This is a genomic window from Rhodococcus sp. P3_B8 (assembly GCF_056402775.1).
Map to the genome: position 1 here is coordinate 205,785 of NZ_JBFUGT010000002.1, position 16,572 is coordinate 222,356.

General features: G+C 62.5%; 17 protein-coding genes. 12 read left to right on the forward strand and 5 right to left on the reverse strand.

Annotation, left to right across the window (positions count from 1 at the left end):
• Position 1: 1 nt before the first annotated feature.
• Both AC1D1G_RS02295 and AC1D1G_RS02300 read left to right on the forward strand, forming a co-directional pair.
• The gene (locus AC1D1G_RS02295) at positions 2-1,450 is read left to right on the forward strand and encodes an ATP-binding protein (protein ID WP_283332606.1); all 1,449 of its coding nucleotides are present in this window, start codon (positions 2-4) and stop codon (positions 1,448-1,450) included.
• The gene (locus AC1D1G_RS02300; protein ID WP_283332605.1) at positions 1,443-1,790 is read left to right on the forward strand and encodes a UBP-type zinc finger domain-containing protein; all 348 of its coding nucleotides are present in this window, start codon (positions 1,443-1,445) and stop codon (positions 1,788-1,790) included. Before AC1D1G_RS02295 ends, AC1D1G_RS02300 begins: the two co-directional genes overlap by 8 nt.
• A gap of 9 nt (positions 1,791-1,799) precedes the next feature.
• Here AC1D1G_RS02300 and AC1D1G_RS02305 read toward each other — a convergent pair whose 3' ends face one another.
• Positions 1,800-2,147 carry a hypothetical protein gene (locus AC1D1G_RS02305; RefSeq protein ID WP_477950830.1) on the reverse strand — a complete coding sequence of 116 codons (348 nt, stop codon included), beginning with the start codon at positions 2,145-2,147 and terminating at the stop codon, positions 1,800-1,802.
• Positions 2,148-2,315: 168 nt separating this feature from the next.
• Here AC1D1G_RS02305 and AC1D1G_RS02310 point away from each other — a divergent pair, with 168 nt between their 5' ends.
• The 4 genes from AC1D1G_RS02310 (at position 2,316) to AC1D1G_RS02325 (ending at position 5,402) form a co-directional block, all read left to right on the forward strand.
• On the forward strand, positions 2,316-3,083 hold the full coding sequence (locus AC1D1G_RS02310; RefSeq protein WP_477950832.1) for an SDR family NAD(P)-dependent oxidoreductase: 768 nt from the start codon (positions 2,316-2,318) through the stop codon (positions 3,081-3,083).
• A gap of 155 nt (positions 3,084-3,238) precedes the next feature.
• Positions 3,239-4,165 (forward strand): phosphotransferase family protein, encoded by a 927-nt coding sequence (locus AC1D1G_RS02315; RefSeq protein ID WP_477950834.1) that lies wholly within the window; start codon positions 3,239-3,241, stop codon positions 4,163-4,165.
• Between the two features lie 35 nt (positions 4,166-4,200).
• Positions 4,201-5,172, forward strand: a complete 972-nt coding sequence (lipA, locus tag AC1D1G_RS02320) for a lipoyl synthase (RefSeq protein ID WP_477950836.1) — start codon at positions 4,201-4,203, stop codon at positions 5,170-5,172.
• Positions 5,169-5,402, forward strand: coding sequence for a DUF3263 domain-containing protein (locus AC1D1G_RS02325; protein WP_477950838.1), 234 nt, complete (start codon positions 5,169-5,171; stop codon positions 5,400-5,402). The genes lipA and AC1D1G_RS02325 overlap by 4 nt, the downstream gene beginning before the upstream one ends.
• A 367-nt stretch (positions 5,403-5,769) precedes the next feature.
• Here the strand turns inward: AC1D1G_RS02325 and AC1D1G_RS02330 are convergent, their stop codons facing one another.
• Positions 5,770-7,281: an MFS transporter gene (locus tag AC1D1G_RS02330; RefSeq protein ID WP_477950840.1), complete on the reverse strand. Its 1,512-nt coding sequence runs from the start codon at positions 7,279-7,281 to the stop codon at positions 5,770-5,772.
• Positions 7,282-7,385: 104 nt separating this feature from the next.
• A complete protein-coding gene (locus tag AC1D1G_RS02335) occupies positions 7,386-7,979 on the reverse strand; it encodes a TetR/AcrR family transcriptional regulator (protein WP_477950842.1) in 594 nt (197 codons plus the stop codon).
• 173 nt (positions 7,980-8,152) lie between these two features.
• Here AC1D1G_RS02335 and AC1D1G_RS02340 point away from each other — a divergent pair, with 173 nt between their 5' ends.
• The 6 genes from AC1D1G_RS02340 (at position 8,153) to AC1D1G_RS02365 (ending at position 14,120) form a co-directional block, all read left to right on the forward strand.
• Positions 8,153-9,025: a branched-chain amino acid ABC transporter permease gene (locus AC1D1G_RS02340; RefSeq protein WP_283332294.1), complete on the forward strand. Its 873-nt coding sequence runs from the start codon at positions 8,153-8,155 to the stop codon at positions 9,023-9,025.
• Between the two features lie 128 nt (positions 9,026-9,153).
• Entirely contained in the window at positions 9,154-10,020 is an 867-nt protein-coding gene (locus tag AC1D1G_RS02345) for a branched-chain amino acid ABC transporter permease (RefSeq protein ID WP_477950844.1), read from the forward strand.
• Positions 10,017-10,793, forward strand: a complete 777-nt coding sequence (locus tag AC1D1G_RS02350) for an ABC transporter ATP-binding protein (RefSeq protein ID WP_105423992.1) — start codon at positions 10,017-10,019, stop codon at positions 10,791-10,793. Before AC1D1G_RS02345 ends, AC1D1G_RS02350 begins: the two co-directional genes overlap by 4 nt.
• Positions 10,786-11,538: an ABC transporter ATP-binding protein gene (locus tag AC1D1G_RS02355; RefSeq protein ID WP_283332292.1), complete on the forward strand. Its 753-nt coding sequence runs from the start codon at positions 10,786-10,788 to the stop codon at positions 11,536-11,538. The genes AC1D1G_RS02350 and AC1D1G_RS02355 overlap by 8 nt, the downstream gene beginning before the upstream one ends.
• An 81-nt stretch (positions 11,539-11,619) precedes the next feature.
• A complete protein-coding gene (locus AC1D1G_RS02360; protein ID WP_477950846.1) occupies positions 11,620-12,747 on the forward strand; it encodes an ABC transporter substrate-binding protein in 1,128 nt (375 codons plus the stop codon).
• Between the two features lie 155 nt (positions 12,748-12,902).
• On the forward strand, positions 12,903-14,120 hold the full coding sequence (locus tag AC1D1G_RS02365) for an acetyl-CoA C-acetyltransferase (protein ID WP_477950848.1): 1,218 nt from the start codon (positions 12,903-12,905) through the stop codon (positions 14,118-14,120).
• A gap of 433 nt (positions 14,121-14,553) precedes the next feature.
• On the opposite strand, the gene AC1D1G_RS02370 is transcribed toward AC1D1G_RS02365, so the two are convergent.
• Together AC1D1G_RS02370 and AC1D1G_RS02375 are read right to left on the reverse strand one after the other, a co-directional pair.
• Positions 14,554-15,426: a sugar phosphate isomerase/epimerase family protein gene (locus tag AC1D1G_RS02370; protein ID WP_317568595.1), complete on the reverse strand. Its 873-nt coding sequence runs from the start codon at positions 15,424-15,426 to the stop codon at positions 14,554-14,556.
• The gene (locus AC1D1G_RS02375) at positions 15,423-16,283 is read right to left on the reverse strand and encodes an SDR family NAD(P)-dependent oxidoreductase (RefSeq protein WP_477950850.1); all 861 of its coding nucleotides are present in this window, start codon (positions 16,281-16,283) and stop codon (positions 15,423-15,425) included. Before AC1D1G_RS02375 ends, AC1D1G_RS02370 begins: the two co-directional genes overlap by 4 nt.
• Positions 16,284-16,572 lie beyond the last annotated feature (289 nt).

Sequence of the window (16,572 nt, forward strand, 5' to 3'; positions counted from 1 at the left end):
CATGACCCAACTCCCGTGCAATCCCCCCGAGCTGAGGACGTTGTTCCTCTTCGAGAAGCTCACCGACCACCAGCTCGAGCAGCTCTGCGAGAAAGGGCACGTCGAACTGATCGAACCCGGCCCCGTGTTCGCGGAGGGTGAGGTCGCGACGTGCTTCTACGTGCTGATCGAAGGCGAGCTCGTGCTGAGCAAACTGTCGGGCGGCGAGGAGATCGAGTTCAGCCGGACGTCCCAGCGCGGCGTGTACTCCGGGGCGTGGCAGTCGTATCTCGGTGACCGTGCACCCCAGACGTACACCGCGTCGATGCGCGTCACCGCCCCGTCGAAGTTCTTCGTCCTCGACGCCGACCGCTTCGGGCAGCTGATGCGCGAATGGTTCCCGATGGCCGTGCACCTGCTGGAGGGGCTGTTCTTCGGCAACCAGAACGCGAAGCAGGTCGTCGATCAGCGGGAACGCCTCCTCGCGCTGGGGTCGCTGTCGGCGGGGCTCACGCACGAGCTCAACAACCCGGCGGCCGCCGCGGTCCGGGCGACGGCGTCGCTGCGCGACCGGGTGTCGCACATGCGGCAGAAACTGAGCGTGATCGCCTCGGGCGTGTACGACCGGCAGGCGCTGGCCACGTTGATCCGGTTGCAGGAGGAAACAGCCGAACTGGTCGCGAAGGCGCCGACGCTGACCCCGCTCGAAGCGTCCGACCGCGAGGACGAACTCGGCGACTGGTTCGACGACCACGGCGTCTCCGGGGGCTGGGACCTGGCGCCCACGTTCGTGCAGGCAGGTCTCGACGTGCCGTGGCTCGAGCGGATCGTCGCCAGCGTCGACGACGAATCGATGGTCGAGAGCGCGATCCGCTGGCTCAACTACACCATCGAGACCGAACTGCTGATGAACGAGATCGCCGACTCGACCGCCCGGGTCTCCACCCTGGTGAACGCAGCGAAACAGTACTCGCAGATGGACCGTGCCCCCTACCAGCGCGTCGATCTGCGGGAACTGCTCGACAGCTCGCTGGTGATGCTCGGCCGCAAGATCGGCGACTCCGTCACGGTGGTGAAGGAGTACGACCCGACGCTGCCGCAGATCCCGGCGTACGCCGCGGAACTCAACCAGGTGTGGACGAACCTCATCGACAACGCCGTCGCCGCCATGGACGGCCACGGCACCCTCACCGTCCGCACCCGCCGCGACGGCGACATGGCCCTCATCGAGATCGGCGACACCGGACCGGGTGTGCCCGAGGAGATCCGGTCGCGCATCTTCGAACCGTTCTTCACGACGAAACCCGTGGGTGAGGGAACCGGACTCGGCCTCGACATCTCGTGGCGGATCGTCGTGAAGAAACATCGCGGCGACCTGCGCGTGGAGTCCGAACCGGGCGACACCCGGTTTCAGGTCCGCATTCCGATCGAACCCGAAGTCGCAGCAGCGGAAGGAGCCTCAGATGGGTGAGCTGGAGGGAATCGACCCGAGCGTGCCGCCGAGCGGAGAGGGGTGCGCGGAGTGCGACAGCGACGGCGGGTGGTGGGTGCACCTGCGCCGGTGCGCGCAGTGCGGCCATGTCGGTTGCTGCGACTCCTCCCCGGAACAGCACGCCACCAAGCACGCCGCCGGCACCGGGCACCCCGTCGTGCGGAGTTTCGAACCGGGCGAGAACTGGTTCTGGAACTACGCCACCGAGATTGCCTTCGAAGGCCCCGATCTTGCTCCGCCGCAACATCATCCGATCGACCAGACCGTCCCCGGTCCCGCCCCTCGGGTTCCGACGGACTGGCAGGAGCACATTCACTGACGCGAGTGGTCAGAGTTGCTCGAGGCGGTGTGCCGTCGCCGCATCCTGCTCGTCGTACCGGGCGAGCGCCGCTTCGAACGTCGCCTTCAGATCCAGCGCGTAACGCTCGTGCGCCGCGAACGTCCCGACCGCCGAGTTCTCGACAGCGACGCCCGGGCCGCCGATCGCCGTCGCCCGGAACCGGGCTGCCAGGTCTGCCGCCGACCGCAGGTGGGTTTCGCCGAGACCGAAGCTCTCGGGCGCGAGTTCGCGATGCGCTCGMTCTCGCAGGTCCTGCATGTCGGCAGCCAACACCTCGCACGCGGCGATGCACCGCACCAACGCGTCGCGATCCACTTCGAGCCGGTCCTCGCTCATCCGTCCCCCTACGGTCCTGCGCGTGCCCTGATCCGCGCGAGAAGACAAACTACCCGGTCCCCCGCCCACCACGTTTCCCTCGCTGCTGCCGTCACACCGAGCGGGCGTTATGGTGCAGGTCACCAGGGTCGGCCAACGGAGGCCGCCGGGAAAGTAAGGATGCGAACTGTGGAAATTCAGGGAACCGCCGCACTGGTCACCGGAGCRGCCTCGGGCCTCGGCGCCGCCACCGCCAAGCGTCTCGCCGACGCCGGAGCCACCGTGTTCGGACTCGACCTGCAGCAGTCSATCGAGCGCGCCGGCGACAACGTCCCCGACGGCGTGACCCTCCTCGCCACCGACGTCACCAGCGGTGACGAGGTCCAGGCCGCGATCGAGAAGATCGTCGAATCGGGTCTGCCGCTGCGCATCGTCGTCAACTGTGCCGGCGTCGGCTGGGCCGGGCGCATCCTGTCGAAGAAGGGCCCCCACGACCTCGAACTGTTCCGCACCGTCATCACGGTCAACCTGCTCGGCACGTTCAACGTCATGCGSCTCGCCGCCGACGCCATCGCCAAGACCGACACCGTCGACGAGTCCGGGCAGCGCGGCGTCATCATCAACACCGCCTCCGTCGCCGCGTTCGAGGGCCAGATCGGGCAGATCGCGTACTCCGCGTCCAAGGGYGGCGTGCACGGCATGACCGTCCCCGCCGCCCGCGACCTCGCGCAGTTCGGCATCCGCGTCAACACCATCGCCCCCGGCATCATCGACACCCCGATGCTCGCCGGCGTCACCGACGAATACCGCAAGGGCCTCGAAGCGGGCGTCCCGTTCCCCTCCCGCCTCGGTCAGCCCGCCGAATACGCCCAGCTCGCCCAGATGATCGTCGAACACGACTACCTCAACGGTGAGACCTTCCGTATGGACGGCGCCCTTCGCATGTCGCCGCGCTAATTCGTCAAGACATTTCTCGTTGTGGAAAGGGAGCATTCGTGAGAAGAGGGGTCGCAAGCGCTGTGCGCCCGGATGCCGATCTCCAAGAGATTCGTCGCCGTCTGATTGAGTCAGGTGATCTTGACGAATGTGCCACCCTAAGCCTACGAAGCACGATGGATTCTCGGCTCGGTCGGGGTTACTCGGTAGACGGTGGAGGACGGCACTGGGTCCTCCACCGGGCTGTCGACGATCACGACGGCATCGAGACAGAGCTCGCAGTACAAGCAGCACTCGGTGGTGCGGCGGTCGTACCAGTACCGGACATCGTTCAGCGTGGTACAGGAGCATCTCGCTACTACCTTGCTCGGAGAGTCGCCGGGACAGTACTTCGAACGGACATTGATCTGGATGCGGTTCCAGTACCACTACGGAACGCACTGGGGTATCAATTCGTTGACTCATTGACCTCGGTTCACGGTGTCGACCTAACCGGGACCGGCCTTGATCGACTACGCGCTGACGAATCGAGTCTGGAAGTTCACTTGGCGCAGGTGCACGAAAGCCTTGAAAGAGCAGGTATTACTGCTCGCCCCGATCTCCGGGAACTGTTCGACTCCCTCGCGGCGACCATCCCAAGATCTGGCCGATCCGTCCTTCGCCATGGCGACTACCAACTCCGTAATGTCGTCTGGCAGCTCGCGGATGCCGTTCGAGTTTCCGCCGTTTTAGATTGGAGATATGCGACGGTGGGCGACCCGTTCGTCGACCTTGGTGTCGCGCAGGTCTTCTGGTCAGGCCTACATGGCGTGAGAAATCGGCTGTTCGGGTGCCCCAGCGCTCACCGCGGTTATCCGTCGTTCGAGCAGCTTGTTGAGCGATACAGCGAACGAAGCGGTTTCCGGATTAGTTCCACTGAGATGTCGTGGTACTACGCTTTCGGATTCCTCGTGGTGGCCGCTCGAATCTGCGGCTCCGGTAGGCCATCGTCACCCACTGGCACACTTGGTCACGTGGGGATGGAAGCAGTGATCACACCATTGGTGACACGTGGAATCGCAGCAATCGAGGGAAACATTCTCTCCACTGCGAGCTGTAGGTGAAGCACGCCGGGCATGAGAAAGTACAGGTTGACGCGATGAACGCAATGGATCAAAGGCCAAGCGCGGATGGCCGGAAACTGCTCCGCATCGAGGTCCGCAATGCGGAGACTCCGATCGAACGCAAACCGAACTGGATCAAGACGAGAGCGAAGATGGGCACGGAATACTCCGAGCTCGAGAGCCTCGTCAAGCGCGAGGGTTTGCACACCGTCTGCGAAGAAGCCGGCTGCCCCAACATCTACGAATGCTGGGAAGACCGCGAAGCGACCTTCCTCATCGGCGGTGAACAATGCACCCGCCGCTGCGACTTCTGCCAGATCGACACCGGCAAACCCGACGACCTCGACCGCGACGAACCCCGCCGCGTCGCCGARTCCGTCCAGGCGATGGGACTGCGCTACTCCACCATCACCGGCGTCGCCCGCGACGACCTCCCCGACGGCGGCGCCTGGCTCTACGCCGAAACCGTCCGCCTGATCCACCAGCTCAAYCCCGGCACCGGCGTCGAACTGCTCATCCCCGACTTCAACGCCAAGCCCGATCAGCTCGCCGAGGTGTTCTCCACCCGCCCCGAGGTGCTCGCCCACAACGTCGAAACCGTCCCSCGCATCTTCAAGCGGATCCGGCCCGCGTTCCGCTACCAGCGCAGCCTCGACGTGATCACCGCCGCCCGCGAAGACAACCTCGTCACCAAGTCCAACCTCATCCTCGGGATGGGCGAAACCCCCGACGAGGTCACCCAGGCGTTGCACGACCTGCACGACGCCGGCTGCGACATCATCACCATCACGCAGTACCTGCGCCCGTCGCCCCGCCACCACCCCGTCGAGCGGTGGGTCAAGCCCGAGGAATTCGTCGAGCACTCCAAGACCGCCGAGGAGATCGGCTTCGCCGGCGTCATGACCGGACCGCTCGTCCGATCCTCCTACCGCGCCGGCCGTCTCTACGCGCAAGCGAAAGAAATTCGTACAAAGCTAATTTCGCCAGTCAGGGAGGCCTCCCAATGATGAACGATTCCATCATCGAGGACGCCCAGATCCTTGAATTCGCCCGCCGATGGCTTCCCTACGGGGGAGGAAACAGCGGGGATCTCCTGGTCGAGTTCGGGATGACGCCCGCATGCTACGTGGCTAGACTCGGCAAGATTCTCGACGGACCGACGGCACGCCACCTGGAGCCCCACGTCCGCGTCCGGCTGCGTGAATTCATTACGAACCACGCACGCCGCGCACGCTGACGAGAATGCCTGCTCACGGCACCCAGGAAGGCCTGCGTGGACTCCACGCAGGAGCTGAGTGAAGTGGCAGGGGCTGGAAGGCCGTGCGGTCCCGGCGGCAACCGCACGGCCTTTCCGCCTAATGCCCCTACATCTGTTGTTGCACTCTCCTCCACGTCTCTGACAGACAAAATGATCTCGTGGTGCTGCACTCGTGGACCCAGCGGTACACATCTGGCGAACGATTCTCTCTACGCAATGCCTCGTGCTGATGTTGTCGCGCAACTGCAAACGTGGCTGAGTGGCCGAAGCGAGTGACATCAGTCCTGCGCTCGGTAACACGAACTCCGAGAGGCTGGAAAGGGTGCGAGGAGAGTGGCAATTTCGGTCAGTGCACCGTTGTTGAACCCTCGACCACCCGACCGCGTCTGACGCCGACCGAAATTGCAGCTCCAAGCAGCGAGATGATCGCACCGACCCACATGGTTGTGTGCATGCCGTGCATAAATGTCGTCTCCGTCGCGTTGTGCAGGGCTGCGAGTATCTCGGGAGTGACGTGTGTTGGCAGGGGAGTGGCGCCTTGCGCCACCGAACGCACGGCTTCGCCCGACAGTTCTTCGGAGATCGTGGATGGAATGCCATTGTCGCCCATGGCGGGTCCGAATTTGGCCCCGACTGCGGATGCCATCACTGCGCCGAGGACGGCCGTTCCTAGGATGCCGCCGATTTGGAGCGATGTTTGGTGCACCCCGGCTGCGGGGCCGGCATCAGTGACGTCGGCGTTGCCGAGGATGGCCTGCACAGATGAAGTCATGACCAGTCCGACTCCGAGCCCGAGGACGGTGAAGGGAATGGCAAGTGCGAGGTACCCAGTACGCGGTTCAACGCCGGTGAAGAGCGCAAACCCTATTGCACTGAACAGCATTCCCACAAATAGTGGAGGGCGGGGACCATAGTTCTTGATGACCCAACCGCAGCTGCTCGACGCGACGACATTCGCGATGCTCATCGGCAAGATATGCAGGCCGGCGGCCATCGGTGAGTCTCCGTTGATCTGCTGCAGAAACAGGAGCACGAAGAATAGTGAACCCACAAGGGAGAAGAACGAGATGACGGTCAGCAGGACACCGAGGGATATCGAGCGATCGGCGAACAACCGCATCGGGATAAGCGGATCGACAGCTCGACGTTCAGCGAAGACGAATGCGACTCCCGAGAAGATGCCCGCAAGCAAGAGTCCGATGACCAGCCAGTTGGTCCAGCCGATCTCCGGTGCCTGGATCAGGCCATAAGTGATCGGAAGCAACGCCGCCGCGAGTAGCGCAGTACCCGCCAGGTCGAAGGGAGCGGAGTTGGCGCCTGTCGAGTCCCGAGCGGGAAGCACCCTCAACCCGACAGCGAGAGAGACCACCGCGATGGGAACATTGATCAGAAAGGCCCACCGCCAACTTGTGTGCTCGATGAGCAAGCCGCCAATGAGAGGGCCTGCAGCGGAGGAAGCGCCGATCAACGACGCAAACAACGCTAAAGCTTTCGGCAGAGATTCCGCGCGGAAAAGTGTGCGAAGGAGGGCGAGCGCGTTGGTGACGATCAAGGCGCCGAAGAGTCCCTGCCCCAGCCGTGACGTGATCACCATTCCGACGCTTTGTGACACCGCAATGCCCGCGGATGCGATTCCGAATCCCACAATGCCGGTCAGGAAGACGGTGCGTCGGCCGAAACGATCGCCGAGCTTTCCGGAGAGGACCAGAGTTGCTGCCATCGCCAGTAGGTAGATGTTGGTGATCCACTGTAGGCCAGACAGGCTGGCACCCAGGTCGAGTGCCAGAATGGGGTTCGCGACCGCAGTAATGGTGCCGTCGAGTGAGACGATGAGGACTCCGAGTGCGATGGCAACCATGGCGATCCATGGATTCGATCGCGCAGACAGCTCGGAGACGGCTGGCGATGGGAGCTTACTTCCCGTGGTAGTCACGCGGGGCGTTTCCTTCTGAGGGTGGTTGGTTAGCGCACGTGTGGGGGCTCGCCCGCAGACTGCAGTGCCGGCAGCAGCGAGGCGATGCACGTGTCGAGGGTGTTGATCAACATTGGGACGGTGCCGGCGGTCCGGCGCCACGTCGTGACCGCGACTCGCGAGGCGCCGGCGAAGGCTGCAACGACCAATCGCGGCCCGAGGTCGCCGCTGGACCGGAAGACCGGCCTCGTTTCTAGGGTTGCGACCAGGAGTTCTTCTTGGCTGTAGCCGCGCTGGAGGTTCGCGGCCATCAGTCCTGGGTGGGACTCGACGAAAGCCTGCAGTGCAAGATAAGTCTCGGATTGGCCGGACGATTCCAGCCATGCCCAGGCTTCGGCCAACGCATGCCGAAGACTCTCCAGAGGCGCTTCGTCGTGGGGCCGGGCTTGGACGCTCTGGAGGAAATGGTTGTCCAGGTCCGTGAGAAGCGCCAATGCCAGTCCTTCCTTTGTGTGGAAGTAGCGATAGGTGGTGCGGGGCGACACATTTGCAGCTGCGGCGACCTGCTCGACCGTGACCGCATCGAACCCGTCCTCGAGGAAAAGTTCGACAGCGGTCTGGGCAAGAACTTCCCGCGTTCTCATCGCGTTTCGAGCGCGCTGTCCGGTTGAAGGCACGAACGAATTTTGGCAGTCACTGCCAAATAGTGCAAGTCGACGAGACTGGATGGACGGGGTGCCCGGTAGGTGATGCGTTGACAGTGAGCATGTGAGCGCATACATTTCCTGACCAAGCACTTGTTCAAGTAAGGAGTGGGGTGGATACTCTCGTCGCGCTGTCATTCAGCGCCGCCGCATACGGCGCGGTCCTTGCTTTGGCCGCACTGGGATTTCTGGTCCTGTACAAGGCAACCGGGGTAGTCAACTTCGCTCACGGGGACCTGATCACCTTGAGCGGCTACATTGCGCTCTGGTTCATCACCGACCTCGACTCAACTCCGGTCGTCGGATACGTGCTCGCGGTTGGCATCATGTTCCTCATCGGCATGGGCCTCGAGCGACTGGCGTATGCCCCTCTGCGACGCCGACCACATCTCACCGTCCTGATCGCCACCTTGGCGGCAGCCCTGGTGATCCGTGCGTTCATCTCACTGTGGCAGGGCAGCACGCCGCAGCGACTACCCTCCCCGGCGGACGGCCAGGTCGTAACGGTGTTGGGGGCACCCATTGCCGGACAACGGATTCTCATACTCGTCGTGGCGCTGCTGTGCATCGCTGCAGTAATGTACATATTCGGTTACAGCAGTTTCGGTCGTCAGCTGAGGGCCCTGGCGAGCGACCCTGAGACCGCGGAAATGTATGGAGTCCGCACCGGCCGGATCAGCCTTGTCGCGTGGGGCTTGTCTGCGGGGCTTGCAGCGCTGGCCGGGATATTGGTCGCGCCCCTGTCGAGTCTCGACCTGAATTTCGGGTTCACGATCATGCTGGCGGCGTTCGCGGCCGCTGTTCTCGGCGGCTTCGGCAACTTGTGGGGCGTGCTCCTCGGGTCGTTGCTCATCGGGACGATCCAGTATCTCGTCGGCGGCTATGTCCTTCAGGACTACGCGTCGATCCTGCCGTACGTTGCGATGCTTGCCATTCTCGGCCTGCGGCCTCAGGGCCTTCTCGGTCGAACGGTGGTGCGCTTGTGACGACAGATCGATTGATGCGAAGGGCAAGCAGCGTGCGTCAGCGAGGCCAGTACACAACTCTTGCCGTGGTGATACTGCTGGTACTGTCTGTGTCGCAAGCTGTCACAACAGGGAGTTCGACCAATCTTGTGAACTTGTGGCTCGTGTACTCGATTGCTGCACTGGGTTTCTACTGGATCTTCGCGCTGGGGGGAAGGTTCGCATTCTCCCAGACATTCATGATGGCACTGGGTGGATACACCACCGCCTTCTTCGACCGTAATGGCGTTGGTTTTCTCGGGTGCGTGCTGGGCGCGATGGTCGTGACAGCGGTGGCCGCCTTTGCCGTGGGAGTAGTTCTCTGGCGTGCCGAGCATTTCTACTTCGCGCTCGGCACACTGGCCGTCACCGAGATCGGGGTAGTGCTGTTCGGCAAGACATCGACGTTCACCGGTACTAATGGGAACATCACCGGAATCGGCTACCCGGTCGTCTTCGGGCAGGAACTGAGAACCGACGGTCAAGTGTTTTGGCTGCTTGCGGCAGTGTTGGCGCTGCTCCTTCTCCTCGCTGTGTGGCTCAAACGATCCCCGGTTACCCGTGATCTCACAGCAGTTCGTGAGATGCCCACGGTATCGAAAACCCTTGGTGTTCCCGTTGATGCGCTGCGTATGACGACCTTCGTTGCCGGCTCAGCCGTGGGTGGACTCGCAGGAGCATTGATTACGCACTGGCAAGGATTCATCGGAGTCGATTCGTTCGGCCTGAACCTCGGAATCGGGCTGTTCCTCATGGTCATCCTCGGGGGACTGGCGTCACATTGGGGGGTCCTCATCGGTGCGGCCTTTTACGTGGCCGTCCCAGAGTTGCTCGCCGGACTTCAGCAGTACATGTCCATCCTCTACGGAGCCCTGCTACTGGTCGTCATCCTAGTCTTCCCGAGCGGGCTCATCGGAATCTTCGACTCCCTCAAGTCTCACCGTGTGCGCACCATCAGCAGATCGACCGAATCATGACTGCGAAAGCCACGGAGCTGAGTGTTCGTAATCTGTCCGTTCGCTTCGGCGGCGTGGTCGCCGTCGACGATGTGTCGTTCGAGGTTGCCCAGAACGAGATCGTAGGCCTGGTTGGGCCGAACGGCAGTGGCAAGACCACCCTGTTGAATGCTCTCAGCGGGGTGGTCCGAGCTGGCGGTCGCCTGAGTGTCGCAGGTAACGAGATCACCCTTGGGCGCCCGGTACAACCCCGGCGCGCGAAGTTGATACGGGTGTTCCAATCTCCGCAGCTGTGCCCGGAACTGAGCTGTCTGGATAACGTGATGCTCGGAGCCGACGACGCCAACGGTCGGACTCTCTTTGCGGCATGGTTCCTCCGGTCACGGATGTGGCGCGCCGAAACAAGTCGTATGAACGATGCCCTTCACCATCTTGGCCGTGTCGGGCTGGCTGGATCCGAGGATCGAGCCGCGCGCGAGCTCACCTACGGTGAGCAGCGACTACTGGAATTGGCGCGCGCACTTGCTGCCGGTCCCCGTGTGCTCATGCTCGACGAACCGAGCGCCGGGCTCAACGACGCAGAGACTCTGATTCTGCGCGATCTTCTGATGCAGATCAGGCAGGAGGGTACGACCATCATCGTCGTCGACCACAAGATCGACTTCATCGACGCCCTCTGTGACCGAGTGCTGGTACTCGAGATCGGCCGGCTTATCGCACAGGGCAGTCCAGCTGAAGTATGGGCCGACAGCCGGGTCATCGACGCGTATCTTGGAGCGGCGCCAGATGCTTGAAATCTCGAACCTCAATGTTCATTACACGGCCACCCACGCCATCCGCGGTGTCGACATGAGCATCGCGGAGAACGAAGTGGTTTGCCTGCTCGGACCAAACGGTGCAGGAAAATCCTCGTTGCTGCGCAGCATCTCTCAACTGGTTCCGTACGAGGGAACAATCGAATTCGATGGTGAGACGATTGATAATCGGCCGCCGGCGTTCCTCAGCCGCGTCGGACTGATCCACGTACCGGAGGGGCGACACGTCTTCCCCACGCTTTCCGTGCACGAGAACCTGCAGATCGGTGCCCATGCACGGGGGAGTAGACCGGCGCTGTACAGCTACGACGACGTCTATGACCTCTTTCCCGCGTTGACCCGCATGCGGAAGCGGCAAGGTTTTGCACTGTCGGGGGGCGAACAACAAATGGTCGCATTAGGACGCGCCCTCGTGGCCGCTCCTCGCCTGCTTCTTCTCGACGAACCATCCTTGGGCCTGGCGCCGTCGGTTGTAGCGACCGTCTACCGGGCATTGAGCGAGATTGCCGGCCGGACCACGATTCTGGTTGTCGAGCAGAACACCTCCGATGCCTTGGCATTGGCGCGGCGAGGGTACGTCCTAGCCGAAGGTCGCGTCGTGATGAACGGTGAGTCCAGCGCGCTGACTGATCGAAAAGCTGTTCTCGCCAGCTATCTAGGACAAACAGACATAGACGTCGGCGATGTTGGTGAGGACCGACTGCCGCCGATGACCGAGAAGTAGGAAGATCTGCCAATGAATACAGATAGAGTCCGCCGAATCGCCCTATGCAGTTGGATCCTCACCCCCGCGGTTGCTGTGACGATGGCTTTGGCCTCGTGCGGCGCCGACACCTCGGACGCCGGAAGCTCGGATCAGGCCTCCATCGTGGGACTCATCGAGATCAAGGGAGACTCACCGAACGCGCTCAACGACTACAACAACGGCGCCCAGTTGGCAGTCGACAACGTCAACGCATCGGGCGGCGTACTGGGAAAACCTCTGAAATATGAACGGATTCCCGCATCCGTCACGGACCCGCAAGCTGCCCGCACTGCCTACCTCAAGGCAGTCGACGAGAACCCCAGTGCCATTATCGGGTTTCCCGGCGGCGGATCACTGGAGGCCCTCACACGTGATGTCGATGCGGCTGCAATCCCCATGGTTCACATCAGCAGCGACGGCAAACTTGCTCGCGGGGCGGAGTCGGGAAGCGAATGGCTATTTTCCATTAATCCCGATGACACGGCGCGAGCTACCAACGCAGTTGCCCTTGCCCGCAAACTCGGCGGAAAGCGAATCGGAATCGTCGCCACAGACGAAACATTCGGCCGCGTCTCGACAACGAACTCGATCGATGCCATTGAAGCGGCGGGCCTGGAACTCGGCGCCGTCCGCTACGTGCCGCCGACAGCCACAGACCTCACAGGAACAATCCTCGATATGCGTGACTCGGATGTCATCCTCTCGTGGACCTTTCCCAATGTCCTGGCACTGCAACTCAATCAAATGAACCAGAACGGAATTCAGACCCCCGTAATTTCTGGTAACTCCGGTCCGCTCGTCGTGGCCGGCAACCTCGTGGACGACACCGCACGACGCCCGCTGAACGCGGTCACACCATGTGCGCCATCGATTGGAGACAGCGCAATCGGACGGACGTTCGCGTCCGAGTACCAGGCAAGGTACGGCATGACCCCCACAGCGTCCGCAACCCTGGTGTACGACGCCGTTCGCCTACTCGCCGCAGCAATGGAGGAGGCGGGAACGGTCTCCAACCACGAAGCCATCGCCGAGAGTTTGCGAAGTATCGAGTGGGACCAAGGTGCCTGCGCGAGTGTGTACAAGTCCGATGACGCCCAGTTCCTTGGCCACCAGATGGTCGCCGAAGCGTTTGCCGGTGACGGATCGATCATCGACCGCTACGAGGTGGCCCCCACCAGTGAACGTTGATCCGGCGTTCGACCATTTGGGCATGGCGCTGAGCTAATCCTGCGCACTTGCAGCGGACCGGGCTGGTCAGCGCAAACACGCCACACGCTCGTCGAGTCAAACGTCCGCGGTAGTCCGACTGAGTTCTGACCCTGTAGTTGACAAAGGAGTTATTGATGCCCGAGGCAGTAATCGTCTCTGCAGTACGTTCACCGATCGGTCGGGCCATGAAGGGCTCGCTCAAGTCGATCCGCCCGGATGATCTGACGACGCAGATGGTGGCCGCGGCTCTGGCGAAGGTCCCCGAACTCGATCCCACCGAGATCGACGACCTGCTCCTCGGCTGCGGCCAGCCCGCAGGCCAGTCGGGGTTCAACATCGCCCGCGTCGTCGCGGTGGAACTGGGCTACGACTTCCTGCCCGGCGTCACCGTCAACCGCTACTGTTCCTCCTCGCTGCAGACCACCCGCATGGCACTGCACGCGATCAAGGCCGGCGAGGGCGACGTGTTCGTCTCCGCCGGCGTCGAGTCGGTGTCCAGCTTCGTCACCGGCAACGCCGATGGGCTGCCGAACACGAAGAACCCGAAGTTCGCCGACGCCCAGGCGCGGACCGGCAAGCTCGCCGAGGGCGGCGTCGCCTGGACCGATCCGCGTGGGGACGGCATGCTGCCCGACGTCTACATCGCGATGGGTCAGACCGCCGAGAACGTCGCCTCGGCCACCGGCATAAGCCGTGAGGAGCAGGACCGCTGGGGTGTCCGGTCCCATAACCGYGCGGAGGAAGCGATCAAGAACGGCTTCTTCGAGCGGGAGATCACCCCGGTCACCCTSCCCGACGGCACCGTCGTSTCCGCCGACGACGGCCCGCGCGCCGGCACCACCTACGAGGGCATCAGCCAGCTCAAGCCGGTGTTCCGGCCSGACGGCACCGTCACCGCCGGCAACGCGTGCCCCCTCAACGACGGCGCCGCCGCGCTCGTCATCATGTCCGACACSAAGGCCAAGGCCCTCGGCCTGACGCCGCTGGCCCGCATCGTGTCCACCGGGGTGTCCGGACTGTCCCCCGAGATCATGGGTCTCGGCCCGATCGAGGCCGTCAAGAAGGCGCTCGCCATCGCGGGCAAGTCCATCTCCGACATCGACCTGTTCGAGATCAACGAGGCCTTCGCGGTCCAGGTCCTCGGGTCGGCCCGTGAGCTGAAGATCGACGAGGACAAGCTGAACATCTCCGGTGGTGCCATCGCCCTCGGCCACCCGTTCGGTATGACCGGTGCCCGCATCACCAACACCCTGCTCAACAACCTGCGTGAGGAGGACAAGACGTTCGGCGTCGAGACCATGTGCGTCGGCGGCGGGCAGGGAATGGCAATGGTCCTGGAGCGCCTGAGCTAGGCCCTCCGGGCCCGTGAGTGGTTGACGAGTGCAGAGACTCGTTAACCACTCACGGGGGGTTGCGCCGTGGTTGTAGCAGACGTGTGCGGGTCCACGACATCGACGAGAACGACGAAGGAAGACGGCTGTTGCGGACGCACACGCCGGCCGATGTGCATTTCGGACCGGCTCGAGCATCCCGAACGGTCGGCACGACCCGGAAACCTCGAGCCCTCGCTCGCGGATAATCCCGCGCACATCAGATCCTGATCGGGACCCGCAAACGCGAACATGTTTCGTTCCAGCGCCACCCGGGTCCCTACCGGGCGCACTGGTTCGAATCTACATGAGCCCGACTCACTCATCGTCGCCAGACGCACCCCCGGCCTGCCGACGACGCATCTCACACATTCGGCGATCCGCTCTGCCCACAAATAGGCTGGCTCGCGGCAGATTAGACCGGACCTATATCGAGTCCCGCTCGCTGTGCGTACGGAAGGCATGCATCGTAGGCAATCTGTGCCACGTAGTTGACCGGCGAGAGGCGGTGATCAGCAGAGATTACTTCTGGCCCGATCAAAGTCGAATCAGCGAGCCTTCCGGCCAGTGCGTCGATCGACTCTTCGATACCAAACGACCCCTCACCGGGTAGTAGGCGTTCCGTCGACGCCTCCTCCCACAAGTCCTCGGCTTCCGACCTGCGACCGTCATTGAGCTGTATCGACGTGACGATTCCCCGGGGCAGCGCACCCAGCTGGTCTGGAGTACCTCCACTACGGTCGAAGTGCCAGCTGTCGAACACTATTCCTGCGTTCTTTGCAGAGGAGTCGGCAACTATGCGGTGTGCCGTTGCGAGGTCGAAGATCGAACTGAATGGCATCGGCTCTAGCTGGATGGTAAGGCCACGGTCAGCGGCACTCTCGCACAGTGCGGAAAACGAGTCGACGACAATCTGATGGCCGAAGCCGACTCCGTACGGTTCAATGGCGGAGATTGTTGTTGAACCCAGCCTTTCCGCCAGCCTGAGGCATTTGCTCACCGAATACCGGCCGAAGAGATCCCCGTAACACCGCTGCGCCGAGTTCGCTGTGGGGATTGATCCCGCCTGTACGGGGGGCGGCAGCCACGACGTCACCGGATCAACGCAGGCAACGAATATGTTGAGTCTGTTCGCTAACTTCGCAACGGAGTCCGCCCGCTGCAGCATACGGTCCGGAGGCCCGAAATCCATCGGTGCTACCGACATCGCGTGGAAGCCTGCGCGCGCCGCGGCGAACAGACGGTGCTCGACCGGTGCCGGGGAAAGGGTGCCTCCCCAAAGAATCATCGGGCAGGAAATAGCGTCATCTTATCGATTCCAGTAATTCGCTCGACGATACGGCGCCTGACAGTGTATGGCGCCCAACGTGATAGTGCTGCCATGACTTTGTCGTCGTTGCCGAGTCGAACTCTCAGTTGACGCGAATCCGATTCCAATGCGTCGCAGATTTCAACCGCAGCCTTCTCCGTCGGCCGAGCTCTACTTCCGAGTTTGCTCATCCTTGGCAGGGCCGTTGCTGCTAGCGGCGCGTATGGGCTGTCCTCCGGCAACACTGGCTGTACATTGCGCCCAAATGGGGTGTCGTGATTGCCCGGCTGCAGAATCTTCACGTCGAGGCCGAACGGTGCCAGTTCAATGTCGATGGCTTCAGCCCAGCCCTCTAGCGCCCACTTTGCTGCGGCATAGATGGAGTACATCGGATGGGCAATGTTGACAGCGTTCGAGGAGATAACTGCGATGGTTCCGTGTCCCTGTGAGCGCATTGCTGGAAGGAGTCTCTGCGTAACGTCGACTGCACCAATGAAGTTGGCTTCCAATAGATCTCGAATCGTCTGCGGGGCGAGGTGTTCGAAGAAGCCCGCGGTTGTGTAGCCCGCGCAGTGGAGAACGGCTGTCAAGCCATGTGGAGTTGAGTCGAGTACGTAGTCCACGGCCGAGGCGCGGGACTCGTCGCAGGCGACATCCAGGCGAATAATCTCGAGGAGTGCCGTGTTCGTGCCAGCGCCTCCCATGAGCTCGTCAAGTTGTGTCGTCTTCGTCGTGTCGCGCATCGACGCGATCACCCGCCACCCACGCGCCGCCAGCTTGGCGGCTACATGCGCCCCGAACCCACTGCTTGCCCCTGTTATCAAAATAGTCTGCACGATCCACCCCTCTGACCAAACGCTTGCTTGTTTGTCAGAGTAGCATTGACATTCCGGGCTGTGCCGGCAAATGAAGGTGCCCACAGCAGGCCGGTAGCTGACTGAAGATCGAGATTCTGGCTAGGGTGTGTCTCCCAATGATTTGTGGTGTTGTGCTGCAGAATCTTCGGTGTGGCAGACGTTGTTGATCGGTTTGAGGTGTTGACGGACAAGCAGTGGGAGTTGCTCGCGCTGCTCTTGCCCAGTTCCGATGGGCTCCGGGGGCGGAAGTTCCGGAACAATCGTGTGG